Raw genomic sequence first — 20,961 nt, 5'->3', positions numbered from 1 at the left:
CGGTGAGCGGACGGCTCAGATGCTGAGCTGCTGACCCGGGAAGATCAGGTTCGGGTTGCCGCCGATGACCGACTTGTTGGCCTCGTAGAGCGACTTCCAGTTGGTGCCGTGGGCCTTGGCTATCTTGGCCAGGGTGTCGCCCGCCTTGACGGTGTAGTCGCCGCCGCGCTCGGACTTCTTCGGGGCCGGCTGGGCCTTCTCGGCCTTGGGGGCGGCCGGGGCCTTCTTCACCTCGGGCTTGGCCTCGTCCTGCTTCGGGGCGGACTTGGTGGAGGTGTCGAGGTCGGGGGACGGACCACCGGAGGTCAGGCCGCCGGCACCGGCGCAGGACCAGGCGCCCGGGCCCTGGATGGCGAGGAGCTTCTCGGCGGCGGCGATCTGCTGGGCCTTGGTGGCCAGGTCGGCGCGCGCCGCGTACTGGGTGCCACCGGCGGCGGCCCAGCTGGAGTTGGAGAACTGCAGGCCACCGTAGTAGCCGTTACCGGTGTTGATCGACCAGTTGCCACCGGACTCGCACTGGGCGACCTTGTCCCAGGTGGCGACCGAGGCGGCGGAGGCGGACGTGGCGCCCATCAGCGGGACGGCGACGGCGGCACCGGCGACACCGGCGAGGGTGGCGACGCGGACGGCCTTGGAGGGACGACGGTGCTTGCCCTTGTTGATCAGCATGGTTCGTTCGTTTCCTCACCGACGCCTACGAGGTGAGCTGTCGGGTTCGGGCTGTGAGTCGCCCGGCCCGGCGCGCGTGGCGCACCTGGCTTCACCCCAAGCCGGCTGACCCGCTTTCACGGGCCTGACCGGCGCCTACCTTGGTTCCCCCGCTCCTGCCTTCGGCGCTTGCGCGTCAACTGCCTCCGACCACCGGCAGGATTCGGCGTGTGATCGAAGGGGCCCGCTTTGGCGAGCGGTCCTGACCGTAAGCAGTAATCCCCTTGGTGTTCAAACCCCACCTTCTGAACCAAGTTGACCGTTTTTGATCACGGGTTGGTCACATATCTGCAGGTGAGGGCCGTTATGGCAGCGGCGGGCGAATCCGCGCGCCCGCCGCCCAACGAGAGCCTTGTCTCACTTTCCCAAAGGGGACGAAGGCGGCGAACTAGCCCTCCGCATGCCCGAGATCGAGCCGCTGACCCGGCTGGATCAGGTTCTCGTCGGCCCCGATGACGCCCTCGTTGCGCTCGTAGAGCGCGGGCCAGCCGCCCGGCAGCCGGTGGGCCGCGGCGATGGCTGACAGGCTGTCACCCGGGCGCACGGTGTAGTCGCCGTCCGCCGGGCCCGTGCCGCGCCCGCCGTCGCCGCGCGAGGCGTGCCGGCCGCCGGGCGTCCGGTCGCCGTCGTCGCCCTCGTCCGGGTCCGCGTCGCCGCGGTGCTTGCCCTTGCCGGACGCCTGGCCGGGCGTACCGCCCGGGTCCGTGCGGTCGGCGTCGCCGGAGGGGTCGGCGGGACGGGAGGCGTCGTCGCCCTGGTCGTCGGGGGTGGCGGAGTCGGACGGCTCCGGGGTCTCTGGGGTGTCGCGGCCGTCGGACTCGGACGGCGCCGGCGTCTCCTGGGACGGCTCGTCGCCCGCGTCGCCGCGCGAGCCGTCGGACGACCCGTCGCGGGAGCCGCCCTGGGATCCGTCGCGGGACCCGTCGCCGCTCCCGTCACCGGACCCCTCGCCCTCGCGGTCGCCCTCATGGGCCTTGGAGTCGTCCGGGCCACTGGGCTCGTCGGACGAGCCGGTCGAGGGGGACCGGTCCCAGGGGGCCGGGTCGACGTCCTCGTCGGACGGGGTGGGCCGCGGCGTGCTCGTGCTGCCCGGGTCGACCTTCGGCGCACGGCCGTCCTTGGTGAGCCCGGCGTTGACCGCGCAGCTCGGCCAGGCGTCCGGGCCGCGGTCGTCGAGGATCGATTCGGCCACGGCTATCTGCTGGGCGCGGCTGGCGAGATCGGGGCGCGAGGCGTAGGCCCCGCCGCCGTAGTCGTCCCACATCTCCTGGGTCAGCTGCAGCCCGCCGTAGAAGCCGTTGCCCGAGGCGGCGCTCCACACCCCGCCGCTCTCGCACTGGGCGACCCGGTCCCAGGTCGCGGTGTCGGCGGCGTGTGCCCCACTGGCGGAGACCAGGGGCAGTGCGAGGCCCGCGCCGGTCACTCCCACCGTGACAAAGATGGCCGGTGCTTGACGGGGGCGACGGTGTCGGCCGTTCCCGGAACGCATGCGGATGCCTTTCGCGCGGCGGTTGAGTTGTTCGACGACCGTTCGATTCCCCACCCCATCGAGCGTCCGCTTATGCGGGTGCCCGCGTGAACGAATCGTGAATCCTTTCGACCGTCGGTCGAAAGGTAGCCGGGGTCACGGGTAGTCACAAGCCGGTGTAGCGCAGATCACGCGGAGGTCACGCTGCTGACGCTGCGTCACCTTCGATGGCGCCCCCGGTCAGGACCGCTCGGGCGTGAACTCCACCGGAAGGGACCGCAGTCCGCGCATGATGAGCCCGCCGCGCCAGCGCAGATCATCAGGATCCGTGGCAAACCGGATGTCCGGGAGCCGGGTCAGCAGCGTGGCGAGCGCGGTCTGCCCTTCGAGCCGGGCGAGCGGTGCGCCCAGGCAGTAGTGGATGCCGTGCCCGTATCCCAGATGCTGATTGTCACGTCGGGTCAGATCGAGAACATCGGGTTCGACAAAGCGTGACGGATCACGGTCCGCGGCGGCCAGCACCACCAGTACGGGATCGCCCTCGGCGATCCGCTGCCCGCCGAGCGTCAGATCCTGCGTCGCGAACCGCCAGGTCGCCAGCTCCACGGGCCCGTCGTAGCGGAGCAGCTCCTCGATGCCGGTGGTCAGCAGCTCGGTGTCGCCCGCCGCCATCGACTTCTGCAGCAGTTCGCGCTGGGCGGGGTGGCGCAGCAGCGCGTAGGTGCCGTTGCCGATGAGGTTGACGGTGGTCTCGAAGCCGGCGAAGAGCAGGATGAACGCCATCGCGGCGGCCTCGTTCTCGGTGAGGTGCTCGCCGTGGTCGGAGGCGCGGATCAGACCGGATATCAGGTCCTCGTCCGGCTCCGCCGTCTCCCCCAGGGACGCCCGCTTGCGGTGGATCAGCTCGGCGAGGTAGCCGCGCATCTTCTTCACGGAACGGGCGACCCCGCCGCGCGGCCCCCCGCCGTGGCGGATCATCATGCCCGCCCAGTCCCGGAAGTCGTCCTGGTCCTCGCGCGGCACCCCGAGCAGATCGCAGATCGCGTAGATGGGCAGCGGAAAGGCGAACTCATGGATCAGATCGGCCTCGCCGCGGTCGGCGAAGCCGTCGATGAGGTGGTCGGCCAGCTCCTGGACGCGGGGGGCGAAGGCCGCGACCCGGCGCGGGGTGAACGCCTTCGACACCAGCCGGCGCAGCCGGGTGTGGTCGGGCGGGTCGATGTTGAGCAGATGTGTCATCAGGTTGGCGCTGCGCTCGCCCGGGATGCCGACCTTGCCCTTGCCGTGCGCGGACTCGCTGTGGTGCACCGGGTTCTTCGACAGCCGGGCGTCGGCGAGCGCCTGCCGCGCCTCGGTGTAGCGGGTCACCAGCCATGCCTCGACGCCGCTGGGCAGCGCGGTCCGGTAGACCGGCGCATGCCGGCGCAGCCAGGCGTACGCGGGGTACGGGTCCGCGGCGAACTCCCAGGTGAACAGCTCGGGGGCCGGGCCGGCGGCCGCGGCGGACGACGTCACTGGGCAGCCCGTGGGCGGCTCGGCCCCGGCGCCGTCCGGCGCGCTCGCGCGGGAGTCGGCCGGTGCTTCGGCGGGGGCGGTGGGGTCAGGAGTGGCGTCCGGCTCGTCGTGCACCTTCCGACCGTAACCGGTGGGCGCACCACGGCGCGTCCCCCCGCCTCACGCGAGGTGCGGTGCCGGACGCCGCGGGCCCGGGGAGGTCGGAGAGACACCCCTACCCCGCCTGCACCCCCAGCCCCGCGAGGAACGCCACGGCCGCCGGCGACGGGCCGAGCCCGCTCCACACCACCCGCTCGGTGCGCTCCGGCGCCGGCCGCGCCCGCACGATGTGCAGCCCCGGCAGATCGGCGGCGATCGCCTCCGGCACCATGCCGATCCCCAGCCCGGCCCGCACCAGCTTCGCCAGGAACTCCACCGTGGTCACCTCGAACGCCACCTCCGAGGCCAGCCCCGCGGCCCGGAACGCCTCATCGCGCTGCCGCCGCGCCGCCGAACCCGCCGTGAAGTCCACGAAGGTCTCCCGTGCCAGCCGCGTCAGCGTCGTCCACTCCCGCCCGGCCAGCGGATGTCCCGGCGGCACCACCGCCACCAGCTCACCGCGCGCCAGCTCCCGCTCCCGTACGCCGTCGGTACGCGCACCGGGCACCAGCCCGACGAAGGCGACGTCCAGCGTCCCCTCCCGCACCTTCTCGATCAGCGGATCGCTCATCTCCATCTGCAGACTGACCCGCACCCGCGGATAGCGGCTGCGGAAGGCGCCCAGCTCGCGGGCGAGATCGACGGCCGCGACGGTCGAGATGGCGCCCACCGCCAGCCGGCCGCGTACCTCGCCGGTCGCCGCCGCCACCTCGGCGCGGGCCCGCTCGGCCGCCTGGAGCGCCTGCCGGGCGACCGGGACGAACGCCTCGCCGGCGGCCGTGAGCCGGACGCTGCGGCTGGTGCGGTCGAAGAGCCGGGCACCCAGCTCCTTCTCCAGCCGGGCGATCTGATGGCTGAGCGCGGACTGCACCACATGGCAGCGCTCGGCGGCCCGGGTGAACCCCCCGGTCTCGGCCACCGCGACCACGTACCTCATCTGCTGCAGCTCCATGCCCACCGATCCTAGGCGCATCGATCTCGATTCACGATGGATGAGATGACAACGATGTGTTGGACTCATCGACGGCGGGGCCCCAGGCTGGGAGACGCCCGCCGCCACAGTGGCCGCGGCGCATCACGGGGAGGTCGTCCATGGAACCCGAACAGGGACCGGAACCGCGCCGACTGGGCCGCGGCACCCTGCTGCTGATGTCGGTCGCCACCGGCCTGTCCGTCGCCGGCAACTACTTCGCCCAGCCCCTCCTGGGCACCATCGGCCACGACCTGCACCTCTCCGCCGCCACCGCCGCACTGGTGGTCACCGTCGCCCAGGTCGGCTACGGCCTCGGCCTGCTGCTGCTCGTCCCCCTCGGCGACCTGCTGGAGCGCCGCCGTCTCGCGGTGACGCTCTGCGCGGCCACCGCCGTGTTCCTGACCGTCACGGCGAGCGCGCCGAACGCCGCCCTGCTGCTGACCGGTACCGCCCTCACCGGCCTGGCCTCGGTCGCCGCGCAGGTCGTCGTGCCGTACGCGGCGACCCTGGCGGCCCCCGCCGAGCGCGGCCGGACCGTCGGCACCGTCATGACCGGACTGCTGCTGGGCATCCTGCTGGCCCGTACGGCCGCCGGGCTGCTCACCGAGCTGGGCGGCTGGCGCACCGTCTACTGGGTCAACGCCGCCCTGATGCTGCTGATGGCTCTGCTGCTGCGGCTCCGGCTGCCGGCCCTGCGCACCACGGCCGGACTGCGCTATCCGGCGCTGCTGCGCTCGACGCTGGCGCTGTTCGCCCAGGAGCCGGTGCTCCGGCGGCGGGCCGTACTGGGCGCGCTGACCTTCGCGGGCTTCTCCGTGCTGTGGACCGCGGTGGCGTTCTTGCTGTCCGGCCCGGCGTACGGCTGGCAGGAGTCGGCGATCGGGCTGCTGGGGCTGGTCGGGGCGGCCGGTTCGCTGTCCGCGTCGATGGCGGGGCGGCTGGCGGACCGCGGCCTGGCACACCGCGTCACCGGCACCGCGGCGTTCCTGCTGCTGGGCTCGTGGGGCCTGCTGGCCGCCGCCGGCGGGGGCGGCGCCTGGTCGCTGGCGGCGCTGCTCGCCGGGGTGGTCGTACTGGACCTGGCCGCCCAGGCGGTCCACGTCAGCAACCAGAACCTGGTCTACGGGGTCCGCCCCGAGGCCCGCAACCGCCTCAACTCGGCCTATATGACCAGCTACTTCGTCGGCGGGGCGGCGGGGTCGGCACTGACGTCGGCGGTGTGGGGCGCGGGCGGCTGGGGCGGGGTGTGCGTCCTGGGGACGGGGCTGGCGGTGGGCGTCGTGGCGGTGTGGACCTTCGACCGGCTGCGGCCGGTGCCGTCGGGCGGACGGCGGACGGCCGTGTCCGTCCCGGAGCCGGAGCCGGAGCCGGCGGTCACTCGTTGACCGTCCCGGCGGGCCCTCGCCGCTCGGCCAGGGCCCGTTCGGCGCCTGGGTGCCCCATCTCTGCGGCCCTGCGGTACCAGCCCAGGGCCGTCGCCCGATCGCCCTGCCGCTCGGCCAATTCGGCCAGACGGAAGGCGCCGTAGGCGTCGCCCTGCTCCTGGCCCTTGAGGTACCAGTCCCTGGCCTCGTCGGCGCGGCCGTGCGTTTCGAGGAGTACGCCGAGGTTGACGACGTCCAGGCCCCGGCCTCCCGCGAAGAACTCCACGGCCTCGTCCAGGGTGTCGATGCGGTTGTTCGCCCCGGGCCTGAGCGCTTCAGCAGCCTCTGCGTCGCCCGCGTCGGCCGCGCGGCGCAGCCAGACATCGGCCATCATCGGCTCCTTCCACAGCATGTGGAGCTGGGCAAAGCTCAGGGCGACCGGGGCATACCCGGCATTGGACGCGTCCAGATAGCAGCTGAAGGCATCGTCGGTGTCCCCGGCACCCAGCAGGTGGTCCCCCAGCAGATGCGCGGCCTCCGCGCTCCCGCCCTTCTGTCCCGCCGACAGCCACTTGTTCGCCCGCTTCCGCAGCACCTTGCCCAGCAGCGTCGCCGCCTCGGCGTCCCCCGCCTCGGCGGCCTGCTCCAGATACGGCTCGGCGCGCCTGCCCTCGCCCCGTGCGGCGAGCATCCGTCCCAGCCGGCCCGCGGACCCCGCCTGGCCCGCCTCCGCCGCACGCCGGAACCATTCCTCGGCCTCCTCCCCCTCACCGAGGGATTCCGCGAGCAGGCCCAGGTTGTGCAGGGCATGGCTGTCGCCTTCGTCTGCGGCGCGCCGGAAGGCCGCACGCGCCCCCGCCGCGACCTTCGCGAAGTCCCGCGCCTCGTCCTCGCGGGCCGCTTCCAGGGCGCAGCCCCAGACCTGGCCGTCCACGGCCGGGAAGGTCTCGTGCCGGGCCGCGGCCTCGACGAGGAAGGGCGCGGCCCGCCAGGTGTCGCCGGTGACGTGGACGAGCAGGCGCAGCCCGTGCCGCGGCTCGGCCGCCCAGGCGAGGGCGTCCGCCACCGACTCGCGGTCCATCCCGGTCACGTCCGCGTAGCCCTCGTGCACCTTCAGCAGCAGGTCCATGGGCAACGGCCCGTCGAGTCCGCAGCGGGCCAGGTCGAGGGCCGCCCGCACCAGGGCGTGGCCGCGCGGATGCCGGTCGGCCCGGCGGGCGCGCCACCACTCCTCCCAGAGCAACGGGCCCAGACCGAGGTACGCCGCGAGGCCCTCCGCTCCGCCCGAAGCCACCGCTGCGATCAACCGGAAGTCCCCCGTGCGCCCGGCGCTCTGTGCCAGCAGGGCCCGCTCGGCCGGACTCCACTCCCGTGCCAGCTCCACCGTCCGCGCGAGGTCGAGCACCCGGCCGTGCGGCTCATGGCGGTGCTCGTCGTACGCCTCGTCCCGCATGGTGGCGAGTACGACCACCCGCAGGGCGCTCAACTGCGCCAGCAGCCGCGGCTCCAGCCCGCCCTCGCCGAGGTGCCCGTCCAGGTCGTCCAGCCATACCGCGTACCGCCCCGGGCGCCCCTGCAGGAGCGCGGGCAGCCCCCGCAGATCCGCGCCCCGGGCCGGCGCGTACACCCGGAAGCCGTCGAGCTGGTCGGCCAGCGCCGCCAGTGCCGTACGCGACTTGCCGGCGAACGGCTCCCCGAGCACCAGCACCAGTCCGCCCCGCGTACGGGCCTGTGCCACGGCCGCGTTCAGTTCGCGGTCACGGTCGCGGCCGACGTACGGCGGAAGCGGGGGCAGGCCGGATTCCCGGTGGGTCGGCCGCACCCCCAGCGCCAGGGGATCCGCGTCCCCGGCTGCGGGCCAGCTCTCGGGGTCGATGAGCGTGCCCTGGTGGTACACGGGAGCCTGCACGGTGATCGCGCCGACCGAGCCCGCCTGGATGACGCTGCCCTGGGTGCCGCCGGAGAGGGTGTTGTGCACACCGGGGCCGGTATGAGGGCCGCTCGGGAGTGCGTCGTACCCCACCGGCAACTCCCCCAACTCCGCCAGGATGGCGCGCAGTTCCCCGGGTGCCTCGGGGTCGATCGTCAGCAGGTTGCGCAGGCTCAGCTCCACAGACCGGGCGGACACTCCGCCCTTCCCACGCCCCTCGGGAAAGTTGAGGTCGTACCTGGAGAACAGCTCCCTGACCCGTAACCGCACATCCGCCCAGGCATCCGTGCCCGCGGCCTCTGCCAGCGCCATCGCCGCATCGGCCGCCAGCTCCCGCAACTCCCGCTCCACCGCGCCCCCTCAGCCCGCCCGTCCCCCAACGGTACTAATCCGCACCGCCCTCGGCGGCCACTACGGCATCCCGATAGGCCCGCGCCGCCGCCCGCAGCGCCGCCTCGGGGTCCACCCCCTCGGCCTCGGCCCGTACCGCCATCGCCAGCAGCTCGTAGCCGATCCCCGCACCGGTCGGCAGGGCGACGTCGAGGCCCGCCGTGCGCACCCGCGACGCCAGCTTCGCCGCGAGCGCGAGTCCGGGCTGGCCCAGCGGAACGCCCTCGGTCACCGACTCGCGCTGCTTCTCCTCGGCCTTCGTCCGCAGCCAGTGCGCCTTGACGTCCTCCGGGGTCTGCGCCGTCTCCTCCCCGAAGACATGGGGGTGGCGGTGGATGAGCTTCTCCACGATCGTGCCCGCCACGTCGTCGATGGAGAACGGCTCGTCGGGGTCGTCCTGGGCGATCCGGGCGTGGAAGACGACCTGGAGGAGTACGTCCCCCAGCTCCTCGCGCAGCTCCACCCGGTCGCCCGCCTCGATGGCCTCGACCATCTCGTACGCCTCCTCCAGGCCGTACTTGGCGAGGTCCTGGTGGGTGCGGATGCTGCTCCACGGGCACTGGGCGCGGATCTGGTCCATGACCTGGACGAGGTCGAGCAGGCGGGCCCCGGGCAGGTCGTAGGAGCCGGGCAGCAGCTCCAGGTCGGGCATGGTCTCCCGACCCGAGCCGGCCAGCCGGGCCAGGCCGTCGGTCAGCGCGCTCTCCCCCTCCGCGGAGGTCAGGACCACGGCCGTACGGCCCTCGGGCACGCAGTAGTCCACCAGTTCACGGGCGCTGGGGGCGGCGATCTCGACGTCGATGCCGGTCTCGCGCAGATAGGGCAGCTGCGGATGGCCGGCATCGGCGCACAGCACCCGCTCGGCCGTACGCAGCACCTGCCATGCGGGCCAGGACAGGAGCCCGGGGGCGACCCGGTGGCTGGTGGTGAGCAGGACCAGGCGTCCGGTGCCGGTGCCCTGGGGGCGGGCGTCGGCGCCGGAGTCGGCGGCAGAGGCGTCAGCGTTCACGCATCGAACGTAACGCACCCCACCGACACCGCCCGGCGCCGGTCGGCGCTCCCCGCCCGGCGCCTGCGGGGAGCGCGGCGGGACGCGGGTCCCGCGGGGCGGCGGCGCTCAGACCTGCTGCCGCACCGGCTCCGTCGTGATCCACGGTTCCTTGGTCTCCCCCAGGATGACCTGCTGGTCGTCCCACTTCCCGAACCGCGGATTGACGTCGATGCCCAGCGAGCGGGACGTCGCGGCCAGCGCCTGGGCCAGCTTCCGCTGCCCCTCCGGCGTGCCCCGGTCCGCGCCCAGGTGCTTGGCGACGCCGTCCAGCAGCAGTTGGTTGCGCACCGTGCCGTCGGCCTCCTGTGGCGCGATGCCCTGCTGGAGCCACATCGCCTTCAGCCGCTCCGCGCCGCCGGCCTGCTTCTCGGCCTTGGACCGCCACTGCTGGATGTCGCCGCGGGTGACCGTCACCCCGGCGTCCTTGGCGCTGCGCGCCAGCACCTCGTCGAAGATCATGCCGTTGAGGGTGGCCAGGCTCAGCCGCCCGGTGTTCATGATCAGCTGGGCGCCCTGCGGGGACTTGGCCTGCGCGGCCCGTACGTCCTTCACCTTCGCCTGCAGCTGCGCGACGGTGATCCGCTTCCCGTCCACGATGGCCGCGGCACCGGGGTGCGCCTCGCTCCCGCAGGCGGCGAGCAGCGGGGCCGCCACCAGCAGGGCGGCGGTGGCGGATACGGAGAGCGCTGTCCTACGGCGGAACACATGGCCTCCCGGCAGATCGTGCGACGGAGTCTCGACCTTGAGTGATCGATGCTAAGGAGTCGTCGTGGCCCAGGCCACTGCTTCGGCCAACGATCTGGACGGGGGTCGGTTTCTCCAGCCTCAGAGAGGCAGCTTCCCGCGCTTGACGGCGGAGACGAACGACGACCAGCTCTCGGCCGGGAAGAGCAGTGCCGGGCCGGTCGGACGCTTGCTGTCGCGTACGGGCACGTCGGCGTGGCCACGGGCGACTTCAAGGCATTCACCTTGACCGCCACCGCTGTAACTGGACTTGTACCACCCGATGAGGGTCGACGAGTCGGAGACCGTGTGCTCACTGCTGACCATGCGCGTGTTCCTCTGCTGCCGCCCTGACGAGGGCCAGTGACTCCTGTTGCGACAACGCGTCGCTCAGGGCCAGAGCGTAGGCGGTCTGGCAGGTGCTCACCAGGGCCGGATCATCCATGAGATTCCCGCTCAGGAAGCCCTCGACATAGGCCGCTGGGGCGGAGTCCTCGAAGCTCATCAGCGTGAGCAGACTCTCCATGAGCGAATGCGCCCCAACGCCGTACGGAATGACGTGCAGGCGCAGCCGCCCGGCCTCCGCCGTGTCTGCGATCTTGCCCAGCTGTTCCGCCATGACCAAGGGGCCGCCGACGCTGCGCCGTAGTACGGCCTCATCCAGCAGTGTCCAGACGACCGGCTGCGTCGGCCCATCGAGAATCCGACGACGCTTTGTTCGGATGACAACGGCCTCGTCAAGTGATTCGGCAGTGTGATTCGGCCGGTATGCACGGAAGAGGGCACGCGCGTAGTCGTCGGTCTGAAGCACACCGGGGATCAGCGAGAGCGCGAACTGCTGGATCAGCGTGGCCTGTTGCTCCAACTCGGCAGCCGCAGCGAAATGGTCGGCGTACTTCGACTCCAGATCCTCCAGCCACCGCACGAAGAAGCCGTCCGTCCCCAACGCCCGGTCGATCCGCGCCGCGTCATCCGGTTTGGGCAGCCGGCGCCCGGCCTCGAAATGAGAGATCAACGTGGGCGAGCACACCACGAGCTCACTCAGTGCTTCCTGCGTCATTCCAGCGGCTACACGGCGGAGCCTCAGCTCCTCCCCGTACTTCTCCCTGGGGGTACGTGGCCTGCGGTCGATCTCCATGGGCTGGCTCCCCGAGTTGATAGGTGCGTTGTCAGGCTCGCCCTACTAGCAGCGTAGCCAGAACGACCTCGACTCTGTGAGGGAAGCGCCACACAGCGTGATGAAACGCAGGACCCTCGCGACCGGCGTGCACCGGCCCGAGGGCGTGGCCACCAACCCCCTGGAGGTTGACGACATGACCGAGCCTATCCAACGGCTCATCGCACTGCTGTTGCGATGGCTACTGCCCTCGTCGGGCCGACACCGCGCAGGCGCCCCGCCCGCATCAGCACAGAGCGGAGGAGCGCCGACATTCGCGCCCTTCAGCTCCTCAAGTCGCCCGGCGCTGCTATCGGCCCGCGACGAAGGCGCGCCCCTAGTCCGCCCGTACGTTCTGTCTCCCGAGGAATGGCAGGAATGGCAGGAACGGCGGGAGCGGCGCTTGCAGCGCGGACGCCGGCGGGCGCTGTGGCTGGCCGTGCACGGGTACGACGCCGAGCCGCGCCGGATTCACGGTGTGGAGGTGGCGGGTTGATGCCCCGCATCTGCCGCCCCGTTCACCTGGGGGAACCAGTAACAGAGCCCGATCCCGAGCCGGCTGCCGGGTGCGATGTGTGCGGGGCCCTGGCCGCGCAGCGCGCGAAGGCCTACGCCCTAGGAGACAGGTCGAAGGTGACCGACTGCAACGTCGAGATCAGCCGCCATCCGCATCCGAAGGCGGTGCGTTGCAAGCAGTGAGCGCGAGTGCCAAGACCGCGGCCGAGGCGGCAGGCCGAGCCGTGAACTTCGTACGCATGATGCGTCGTCCCCCGTCATGGGAATCGCCCGTTCCGGCGAGCGCGGAGGACCATGACTCGCGGCTGAACTCCGTGGTGCGGTGTGGGTTCTTCGCCGTTTCGGACCGCTCAGCCCTGCACCTGGCTCAGCCAGTACAGCGTGCGGCGCAGTTCCTCCGGGAAGGCGTGGTGCGGGCCGTGGAGGCGTTCGGCGTCGTAGAGGAGGCGGGAGAGGGTCTCCTGGGCGGCGCCGCGTTCGCCCTGGGCCAGTAGCAGGTGGCCTATGGAGCGGCGGATTTCGAGCGGGCGGATGGGGTCGTCGGCGTAGTGCTCGAAGTACGGGAGCAGCGCGCGGTACTCCTCCAGGGCCTGGGCGACCTCGCCGAGTTGTTCCAGGCACTGGGCGGCCTCGTAGTGGAACTGCAGGGCCTGGCGGGTCGCGCCCGCCCCCGATTCCTGGCCGAACTCCTCGGCGAGGATGCGGAGTTCGGGCAGGGCGCGGCGGTACTGGCCGTCGTCCATGAGGGTGGCGGCGTACTGCTTGCGCAGGGTGCGGACGACCGGGGAGTGCGCGCCGTGGCGTTCGGCGGCGGCGGGCAGGATGCCGCCGAGGATGTCCACGGCGCGGGTGATCCGGCCCTGGTCGAGCAGGCTCTTGACCTCGTCGACGGCGGACGCGACGTCCGGCCCCGGCGCGGGGGAGGAAGGGGAGGAAGCAGAGGAGGGGGCCGGGCTGGGGAAGGGAGTTGCGGCGGAGGTCCAGGCGCCGGGGTGGGGGGCGGAGGAGAGGGCGACGGAGGTGCGGGGGTCGGGGTCCGGGCGGGCGGGGCCGGTGGTCACGGGGGCGCCGGGCTCGGGGGCCGGGACCAGCGGCGTGGACAGTGCCGTCGGCGTCGGGGCCGGGGCGGGGCCTGCCGTGGAGCGTACGGGCCAGGGAGCGTGGGGCTGGCGGAAGGGGCGGGTGGGGTCCATCGGGGCGAGCGGGGTGGCGGGGCCCTGGGCGGCGTGCGGGCCCGTGGCGGCGGCCGGCAGCAGGGGGGCCAGCGCCCGGTAGACCTCCTGGGCGTCCGCGGGGCGGGCCTCGGGGTCCTTGCGCAGGAGGTGCAGGACGAGGGCTTCGAGGGCCTCGGGGACGTCGGGGCGGAGCTTGCGTACCGGGACGGGCTCCTCGTGGAGGTGGCGGTGCAGGACGCCGAGGGCCGTGGAGCCGGCGAAGGGGACCTCGCCGCTGAGGAGTTCGTGGAGCAGGATCCCCAGGGCGTAGAGGTCGGTGTGCGGGCCCACGGCGCCGCCCATCGCCTGCTCGGGCGCCATGTAGGCGGGGCTGCCGATGGGCGAGCCGGTGTGGGTGAGGCGGGTGGTGTCGGTGTCCAGCGCGGAGGCGATGCCGAGGTCGAGGATGACCAGCGAACCGTCCGGGCGGATCATGACATTGCGGGGCTTGAGGTCGCGGTGGACGATCGGGACGGCGTGGACGGAGGCCAGCACGGCGCACAGCTGCGCGGCGACCGAGACCGCCCAGGGCCACGGGTAGGGGTCGTGCTCGGCGAGGTGGTCGGACAGGTCGGCGCCCTCGACGTACTGCATGACCAGATAGAGGTCCTCGTCGTCGCTGCCGGCGTCGTGGACGGTGACCAGGCCGGGGTGGTCGACCTGCGCGGTGACGCGGCACTCGCGGACGAAGCGGCGGCGCATCTCCTCGCCGTCCGGGGTGCCCGCCACCCGGTCGGGGCGCAGCAGCTTCACGCCGACCCGGCGGTCCAGGCGGCGGTCGTAGCCGATCCAGACCTGGCCCATCCCGCCCTGCCCGAGCAGCGCGGAGAGTTCGTAACGCCCGCCGATGACCCGGCCGTTCACCGCCCCTCCTCCTTGCGGAGGTAGTCGCTGAGTTCGTCCAGCTCGGCCCGTACGCGGTCGATGCGCTGCGGCTGCGGGCGCTCCTGGGGCGCGGCGTAGGGGTTGGCGGGCGCCGGTGCGGGGCGGGCCGGGGGCGCGGGCAGCCGGGTCTCGGTCATGGCGTACGGGTTGACCGGGGCCGCTCCGTGCGCGACGTAGGGCTGGGTCTCCTGGGCGTACAGCGGGAGCGGCGCGGGCGGTTGCGGCGGGCCGTAGGAGGGCGCGGCCGGCGCCGGGCCGGGGTGGCCGACCGCCGGGCCGTGGGCGGTGGCCTGCGCGGCGCGGATGTCCACGGCCAGGTAGTAGGCGACCGCCGCGGCGATCTGGATCAGCAGCAGCCCCACCCCGAGGTTGGTGCGCCAGTCCGTCGTGTCGTAGCCGGTGATCAGCGCGCAGGCGGCGACGATCGCCACCAGGTCGCCGGCGAACAGCCACCAGCCCAGCCGTCCGCGCCGCACGATCGCGGCCCGCAGCAGCGGCGCCCAGGACAGCAGTCCCAGGCTGAGCACCGCGGCGGCCACGAGGACCACCCGCAGCGCGATGACCGTCCCCCGCGCCGGGGGACGGTACGGCGAGTGGGCGGGCACAGGGCCGTGCATTACTGCTCCTGACGGATCGGGCATGGCGGACGAGGCGGTCTCCGTAGCGGCCCGTGGGGTCGGCGCCACCCCCTCGCGCGGGCGGGCACGGCGCGCATACGTGCTTGCGAGCGTATAGACGACGACGCGCGCGCGTGCGGGGTTGCGCGGAATGGCCCGGCCGGCGGCCCGCCCCGGGAGACGCCGTCGCGCCGTTCGCCCCGTATGCCTCTCCGCTTTCCCCGTATGCCTGCCGGCTTGCCCGGTATGCCGGTCCGTCGGCTCAGTCCGGGCTGACCGACCCGTCCGTCAGCCCGTCGTACAGCCCCCGCACCAGCTGCTCGCCCAGCCGCGATGCCAGCCGCAGCGCCTCCTCGAAGGTCGCCAGGTCGCTGAACCGGCGGCCGTAGCGGCGCTGTTCGGCGAGCGGCAGACGGGGCAGCTGCAGGCGGCGGACGTCGAGCCGGGTGGCGGTGGAGGCGTAGCTGCTGGCCTGGCGGTTGTTGGCGGTGCCGCGCAGGAAGCCGGCGAGGAACCAGGGGTCGACGGCGGCCGGGTCGGGCCGCAGCAGGGTGAGGTTGCGGCCCAGGGCGGCCCCGGCGGTGGCGTCGTCGACGACCCGGGCGACGGCACCGCCGCCGAGGACGGGGACGACGACGTCGCCCGCCCGGACCAGGACCGGTTCCTCGGCGGGCCCGGTGGCGGACGCTTCGGGGAGGGTGCCGGAGGGGGCGCCGCCGGCGATGACGTCGTGGTCGGTGAGCACCGCGGGCGCTCCCTCGGCGGATGCCGTGCCGGCGCCGCCCGAGCGCAGCACCAGGGCGCCGGAGCGGGCGAGTTCGCCGACGGTGGTCAGCGGCCAGCGCGCGCTGCCGGTGAGGTCGGGGAGGGTGTCGCCGGCCTGGGGGCGCGGGGTGAGCTCGGTGGTACGGGCGAGGGTGGCGGTCAGCCGGTCGCGCACCCGGGCGAGTTCGGCGGGGCCGCCGGCCGCGGCGGGCGGCGGGAGGTGCCGGGCCGGGGCGAGGTCGACATCGTCGTCGAGGAGGTCGATGGCGGCCAGCGACCGCCGCACACCGGGCACTTCCTCGATGCCGCCGTCGCGGTCGAAGACCTGCCATGCCTCGACGGCGGTGGTGTGGACGGTCTGCCAGTCGGGCTTGTCGCGGCCGGCGGTCTGGCCGGTAGCGGCGCCGGTAGCCGAGTCCGCGGTGTCGACGACGAGCAGCTGCGGGGTGGGCGGAGCGCCGCCCCCGGGCTTGCGCAGCACCCACAGGTGCAGCGGGACGCCGTTGGGCGGGGCGGCGCCGGCGGGCAGCGCGATGACGGCGCGCAGCGCGCCGCGGCGCAGCAGGTCGGCGCGGATCCGGCGGCCGGAGCGGCGGGAGGCGACGGCGGGCGGCATGAGCAGGACGGCGGTGCCGCCCTCGCGCAGCCGGGCCAGCGCGTGCTGGACCCAGGCCAGTTCGGACTCCGTACGGGCCGGGAAGCCGTACTCCCAGCGGGGGTCGTAGGCGAGTTCGTCATGGCCCCAGTTGCGTTCGTTGAACGGCGGGTGGACCAGGACGGCGTCGGCGGCGAGCTGCGGGAAGGCATCGGCGCGCAGGGTGTCGGCGGCGCGCACCCGGACCTGGGCGCCGGGTACGTCCAGGGCGAGGCGGAGCGCGCTGAGCGCGGCGAGGTCGGGGTCGGCCTCCTGGCCGTGGAGGGTGACGGGGGCGCCGGCGGGGTCCGCGGCGTCCTTCGCGGCGCGTTCCTGGGCGGCGGTCAGCAGCGCGCCGGCACCGCAGGCCGGGTCGAGGACGGTACCCAACGGGCCGGCCAGGGCGGCGAGTTCGGCCATCAGCGCGGCCGGTCCCGGCGGGGTCAGGGTGTACTGCCGGGGGTTGGCGTCCAGGTGGCGGCCGAGCAGGAAGGCGTACGCCCGGTCCGCGCCGTCGACGGCGGCGAGATCGCCGGTGGCCCGTACGAGCGCGGCCGACGGGGCGAGCGCCTCGCGCGTCAGCCCGCCCACGGGGTGCTCGGCGCCGAGCCGGGCGACGAGGACGGAGTCGAGCATCGCGGGCAGTACGCCGGTCAGCTCGGCGTCGTCGGTGGCGGCGCGCAGCTGCCGCCAGGCCGAGGGGCGGTCGCGGACCAGCAGGAGTACGGCGCCGGCCTGCCGCAGTGCGGCCGCGGCGCCCGCGGGGTGTCCGACCAGCTGCTGCCAGACCCGTTCACGCAGCGGGACCTCGGCGAGCTTGCCCTGGTCGCGCAGCCACTGCTCGATGTCGCGGAGGGCGAAGGCGGGGCTGGTCTCGGTGCCGCCGACGGGCTTGGGGAAGTCCGCGTGCCGCCGCCGCCAGTTGCTGACCGCGGCGCGGCCGACGCCGGCGAGCCGGGCGATACCGGCGGCGGTCACCTCGGTCGGACGGCCCGCCTCGGCGGCGTCCGTCGCCGAGGTGTCCGTCGCGCTGTCCGGTGCTGCGTAGTCCGGCACCTGGCTGACTCCCATCCGCGTGACCCCCGACCTCCCGTGACCCCCGACTCTGTGTCGGCAAGCATACCCATCATCGAACAACCTCCCCCTTCACAGCGTGAACAAACCATTCACAGGTCTTCATGTTGACTCGGTTCACAGCCTCTGCTCTTATTGACCCATCGCTTCAGCGGAATTCGCATCGAGTGCCCGGAAGGGGCCCCTACGCATGTCTCAGCAGATGCACTACCAGCCCACCCCCCAGGGGCCGACCGGCCACGCCCACCAGGCGCCCCGCAACGGGCTCGGCGTCGCCGCCCTGATCCTCGGCATCATCGGCGCGCTCAGCGGCATCCCGATGATCCTGTTCTGGCTGGCCGGGCCGCTCGGCCTGCTGGCCCTGATCTTCGGCCTGGTGGGCATGAGCCGGGCCAAGAAGGGCCAGGCCACCAACAAGGGCGTGGCGATCACCGGCACGATCCTGGGCGCCCTGTCGCTCATCCTCGCGATCGTCGGAGTCATCGTCACCGTGCTGGCGGTCAACAAGGCCGTCGACGAGGTGAACCAGGAGTTCGACAAGCAGTCGGGCAGCAGCAGCAACATCAAGGACCTCGGCGCGGGCAAGGCCGCGAAGTACAACAACGGCCTTGAGGTCACCGTCTCGAAGCCGGCTCCGTACACCGTCGACAAGAACACCCTCATCAGCGGTCACACCGAGGGCAACAAGTCCTGGAAGGTCACCGTCACGCTCAAGAACACCGGCAGCAAGGCGGCCACCAACCCGCTCATGTCGACCGACGCGGAGGCCGACGGCAAGAAGGCCGAGGAGGTCGCCGACGACAAGCACGGCATCCTCCACCACGACTGGGAGAAGACGCTCGACCCCAACGAGTCCGACAGCGTGGACATGGTCTTCGACGCTCCGCCGACCGCCAAGCAGCTCGACATCAAGATCACGCCGGACCTGCTGCTCGACCCCGCGAACTGGAAGCTGGCCCTCTGAGCCGCCCGGCTCCCCCGCGCCCTCCCCTTCCTCCCCGACGGCCCGGCACCGCGACCCCGCGGTGCCGGGCCGTCGGCCGTCCGCCTCCGGGAACGGGCGGCACCGCAGCGCCGTCTCACCCACTGCACGGCCGGCACCGCGCACCACCGCCGGGCCGCCCGCACCGCCGGTTCGAGTATCTTTCCGGCAGTTGACAGTGAGTGAGGACCCTGATGGACACGGCCGCAGCAACGGCCGGGGGCGGACCCGGACCGATCCTCGGGGAGGGCGGCGCGACCGTGCCACCGCCCCGGACCGCCGGCCCGGCCGCGCCCACCGCGACCGCCCCCATACCCCCGGGCGACCGCGGCCCCCTGCGCCGCGCCGCCCAGCGCCTTCGCACCCGCACCGCCCCGTTGCGCGCGCCCCGATGGGACCCCTACTGGACGGCCGCGTTCTTCTTCCTCTGCTTCGCCCTGCTGTCGGTGTCCCGCTTCCGCGGCATGTCCAGCTCCTCCTGGGACCTGGGCATCTTCGAACAGGCCATACGGGGCTACGCCCACTTCCAGGCCCCGATCGTCGACCTCAAGGGCCCCGGCACCAACATCCTCGGCGACCACTTCAGCCCCGTCCTGGTCGTCCTGGCCCCCTTCTACCGGCTCTTCCCCTCCCCCCTGACCCTGCTGATCGCCCAGGCCGCCCTGTTCGCGCTCTCCGCGCTCCCGGTCACCCGCGCCGCCGCCCGCTACCTGGGCCGCCTCCCGGGACTGGCCATCGGCCTGGCGTACGGCACGTCCTGGGGCGTGCAGAAGGCCGTCGACTTCGACTTCCACGAGATCGCCTTCGCGCTCCCGCTGATCGCCTTCGCCCTCGAAGCGGTGCTGCGCGGCCGCTGGACCGCCGCGGTGTGCTGGGCCGCGCCCCTGGTGCTGGTCAAGGAGGACCTGGGCGTCACCGCCGCCACCATCGGCGCGCTGGCCCTGCTGCGCACCCGCCGCGCCAGCCCGCTGCCCATCGCGCTGGTCGCCTTCGGCCTCACCGCCACCGCCCTGACCCTCGGCCTGCTGATCCCGGCCTTCAACGGCTCCGGCTCCTACGACTACTGGAGCAAGTTCGGCGCCGACGGCCAGGGCGCCACCATCCCCCTGGGCACCGCCCTGCGCACCACGTTGTGGGTCCTGCTGCCCACCACCGGCCTGCTCGCCCTGCGCTCCCCGCTCCTGCTGGTGGCGCTGCCCACCCTCGGCTGGCGCTTCCTCTCCCACGAGCCCCACTACTGGGGCATCGACTGGCACTACAACGCCGTCCTGATGCCGGTGGTCTTCCTCGCCCTGGTCGACGCCCTGCCCCGGGCCCGGGTCTCCGCCCGCCCCTGGCTGCGCTCCTACGCCCACCACCTGCCGGCCGCGGCACTGGCCGCCGCCCTCGCCCTGTCCACCACGCTCCCCCTGGCCCGCCTCACCGAGCCCGCCACCTACCGCACACCGGCGTCCGTCACCGCCGCCGAACGGCTGCTGGAGCAGATACCCGACAACGCGACCGTCGAGTCCGACATCCGCCCGCTGAGCCGGCTGACCCAGCGCACCCGGGTCTTCTGGACCGGCGACACGGACGGGCTGGCGCCCGACTACGTGGCCCTGCAGCTCCGCGACAACCGCACCCCCCGCCAGGCCCTCGCCGACGCGATGGCCCGCCACCCGAAGTCGACGTACGTCATCGTCGGGGGCGCGGCGGACCTGCTGGTCCTGCGCCGGACGTCCGCGCACTGACCCATGCCCCCGGCCCCCTCCCCGATCAGCTCCACGTCATGGTGATCTCGCGCCCGAAATTGAGGTATCCGGCGCGCTGGAAGGCGTTCGCCATCGGGACGTTGCCCAGGTCCGTGGACGCGCGGATGCGGGGGACGTCCTGCTCGGCCAGGATGCGGGTGCCCTCGGCCAGAAGGTCGTCGACGTAGCCCCTGCCGCGGTGCGCGGGAAGCACCGCGATGTAGGCGATGATCGGGTGGTAGCCGTTGTGGGCGGGGAGGACGAACCCCACTGGTTCTCCGTGGGGCAGCGTGGCGATCCGCCACCAGTCCCGCGGGCTCGTGTAGCGCGCGAGCTCGTCCTCATAGTGCTTGACGGCCGCCTCCTGGGCGGACATCCGGGTCAGGTCGGCACGGCCGTGCGCGTCCAGCGTGCCGTCCAGAACCGAGGCCATCAGAGCCACGAGTTCCCCGGCATCGCGGATCGGCCGGAACGCAAGGCGCCCGCTGGGCTTGGGGACCGGCGGTTCCGGACGCCGTTCCATCCGCAGCCGTTCGACGAAGAGCCGGGCACCGGTCCGTTCCAGCACCGTCATGCGGTCCTCGACGGCTCGTCTGGTCACGGTGTTCTCACGCCAGTCCGGCGCGACCAGACGGCTGTACTCAGGCGGCCGCGCCCCGTCCGGGAGGATGGCGGCCATGGCAGTGCGCACAAGTCGCACTCCGACGTCCATGCGATCGGGGCTCGGGGCGTGCTCGTCGATGTCGAGGATGTCCAGGATGACGGGTGTATCGCCGCCGGGGCGGCTCCACCAGGCGGCCCTGGCCAGTAGGCGGTCACCGCGCAGGGCGATCCACATCCATTCCGGACGCCGGCGGCCGGCGGCGAGGTCGTCCGCCAGCTCCTCGTTGAGGACGTAGGGCAGTCGGGAGAAGAGACCGATCTCTTCCCGCCCGCTGATCGGACGCAGGGTCAGGTCGCGCTGTTCCACGGTCAGGCACACTCCGGTGAAAGCGGCCGCACCACGACGCGGCCGGGCTTGTGGTCTTTGACGCTTCCCCTCACCGGGGCGGGGGCGCTCCACAACCCACCCCGCTCCCGCCGAAGGCGGGAAAGAACTCACAGAACAGGCACGGCGGATCAGCCGGC

16 protein-coding genes and 1 riboswitch are annotated in these 20,961 nt (G+C 73.2%); of the genes, 3 read left to right on the top strand and 13 right to left on the bottom strand.

What is annotated here, in order from left to right:
• Positions 1 to 15 precede the first annotated feature (15 nt).
• From ACZ4NB_RS07510 to ACZ4NB_RS07495, 4 genes are all read right to left on the bottom strand, one after another.
• Positions 16 to 669: a transglycosylase family protein gene (locus tag ACZ4NB_RS07510; RefSeq protein WP_467659050.1), complete on the bottom strand. Its 654-nt coding sequence runs from the start codon at positions 667 to 669 to the stop codon at positions 16 to 18.
• 7 nt (positions 670 to 676) lie between these two features.
• Positions 677 to 846, bottom strand: a riboswitch (cyclic di-AMP (ydaO/yuaA leader).
• A gap of 250 nt (positions 847 to 1,096) precedes the next feature.
• Positions 1,097 to 2,137, bottom strand: a complete 1,041-nt coding sequence (locus ACZ4NB_RS07505; RefSeq protein ID WP_467659048.1) for a LysM peptidoglycan-binding domain-containing protein — start codon at positions 2,135 to 2,137, stop codon at positions 1,097 to 1,099.
• A 279-nt stretch (positions 2,138 to 2,416) separates the two neighbouring features.
• Complete coding sequence (locus tag ACZ4NB_RS07500; protein WP_467659190.1) at positions 2,417 to 3,691, bottom strand: cytochrome P450 family protein; 1,275 nt, start codon at positions 3,689 to 3,691, stop codon at positions 2,417 to 2,419.
• A gap of 214 nt (positions 3,692 to 3,905) precedes the next feature.
• Positions 3,906 to 4,781 carry a LysR family transcriptional regulator gene (locus tag ACZ4NB_RS07495; protein ID WP_467659046.1) on the bottom strand — a complete coding sequence of 292 codons (876 nt, stop codon included), beginning with the start codon at positions 4,779 to 4,781 and terminating at the stop codon, positions 3,906 to 3,908.
• Positions 4,782 to 4,921: 140 nt separating this feature from the next.
• Here ACZ4NB_RS07495 and ACZ4NB_RS07490 point away from each other — a divergent pair, with 140 nt between their 5' ends.
• Entirely contained in the window at positions 4,922 to 6,187 is a 1,266-nt protein-coding gene (locus ACZ4NB_RS07490) for an MFS transporter (protein WP_467659045.1), read from the top strand.
• Here ACZ4NB_RS07490 and ACZ4NB_RS07485 read toward each other — a convergent pair.
• The 8 genes from ACZ4NB_RS07485 to ACZ4NB_RS07450 form a co-directional block, all read right to left on the bottom strand.
• Positions 6,177 to 8,447 (bottom strand): tetratricopeptide repeat protein, encoded by a 2,271-nt coding sequence (locus ACZ4NB_RS07485; protein ID WP_467659043.1) that lies wholly within the window; start codon positions 8,445 to 8,447, stop codon positions 6,177 to 6,179. The genes ACZ4NB_RS07490 and ACZ4NB_RS07485 overlap by 11 nt on opposite strands.
• Positions 8,448 to 8,481: 34 nt before the next feature.
• Positions 8,482 to 9,495, bottom strand: a complete 1,014-nt coding sequence (locus tag ACZ4NB_RS07480) for a nucleoside triphosphate pyrophosphohydrolase (RefSeq protein WP_467659042.1) — start codon at positions 9,493 to 9,495, stop codon at positions 8,482 to 8,484.
• A 108-nt stretch (positions 9,496 to 9,603) separates the two neighbouring features.
• On the bottom strand, positions 9,604 to 10,242 hold the full coding sequence (locus ACZ4NB_RS07475; RefSeq protein ID WP_467659040.1) for a SurA N-terminal domain-containing protein: 639 nt from the start codon (positions 10,240 to 10,242) through the stop codon (positions 9,604 to 9,606).
• Positions 10,243 to 10,362: 120 nt separating this feature from the next.
• A complete protein-coding gene (locus ACZ4NB_RS07470; protein WP_467659038.1) occupies positions 10,363 to 10,587 on the bottom strand; it encodes a DUF397 domain-containing protein in 225 nt (74 codons plus the stop codon).
• Complete coding sequence (locus tag ACZ4NB_RS07465; RefSeq protein WP_467659036.1) at positions 10,574 to 11,398, bottom strand: helix-turn-helix domain-containing protein; 825 nt, start codon at positions 11,396 to 11,398, stop codon at positions 10,574 to 10,576. Before ACZ4NB_RS07465 ends, ACZ4NB_RS07470 begins: the two co-directional genes overlap by 14 nt.
• 884 nt (positions 11,399 to 12,282) lie before the next feature.
• Positions 12,283 to 14,010, bottom strand: coding sequence for a protein kinase domain-containing protein (locus tag ACZ4NB_RS07460; RefSeq protein ID WP_467659034.1), 1,728 nt, complete (start codon positions 14,008 to 14,010; stop codon positions 12,283 to 12,285).
• A complete protein-coding gene (locus tag ACZ4NB_RS07455; RefSeq protein ID WP_467659032.1) occupies positions 14,007 to 14,648 on the bottom strand; it encodes a hypothetical protein in 642 nt (213 codons plus the stop codon). The genes ACZ4NB_RS07460 and ACZ4NB_RS07455 overlap by 4 nt, the downstream gene beginning before the upstream one ends.
• Positions 14,649 to 14,910: 262 nt before the next feature.
• A complete protein-coding gene (locus ACZ4NB_RS07450; RefSeq protein ID WP_467659188.1) occupies positions 14,911 to 17,025 on the bottom strand; it encodes an N-6 DNA methylase in 2,115 nt (704 codons plus the stop codon).
• A 286-nt stretch (positions 17,026 to 17,311) separates the two neighbouring features.
• On the opposite strand from ACZ4NB_RS07450, the gene ACZ4NB_RS07445 reads away from it, so the two are divergent.
• Both ACZ4NB_RS07445 and ACZ4NB_RS07440 read left to right on the top strand, forming a co-directional pair.
• Positions 17,312 to 18,085 (top strand): DUF4190 domain-containing protein, encoded by a 774-nt coding sequence (locus ACZ4NB_RS07445; RefSeq protein WP_467659030.1) that lies wholly within the window; start codon positions 17,312 to 17,314, stop codon positions 18,083 to 18,085.
• A gap of 212 nt (positions 18,086 to 18,297) precedes the next feature.
• Positions 18,298 to 19,833, top strand: a complete 1,536-nt coding sequence (locus tag ACZ4NB_RS07440; protein WP_467659028.1) for a DUF2079 domain-containing protein — start codon at positions 18,298 to 18,300, stop codon at positions 19,831 to 19,833.
• Between the two features lie 25 nt (positions 19,834 to 19,858).
• On the opposite strand, the gene ACZ4NB_RS07435 is transcribed toward ACZ4NB_RS07440, so the two are convergent.
• Positions 19,859 to 20,809 (bottom strand): GNAT family N-acetyltransferase, encoded by a 951-nt coding sequence (locus ACZ4NB_RS07435; RefSeq protein WP_467659187.1) that lies wholly within the window; start codon positions 20,807 to 20,809, stop codon positions 19,859 to 19,861.
• Positions 20,810 to 20,961: the final 152 nt, after the last annotated feature.

This window comes from Streptomyces sp. NPDC026575 (assembly GCF_055567415.1).
This window is presented reverse-complemented; position numbering and strand designations above follow the sequence as displayed.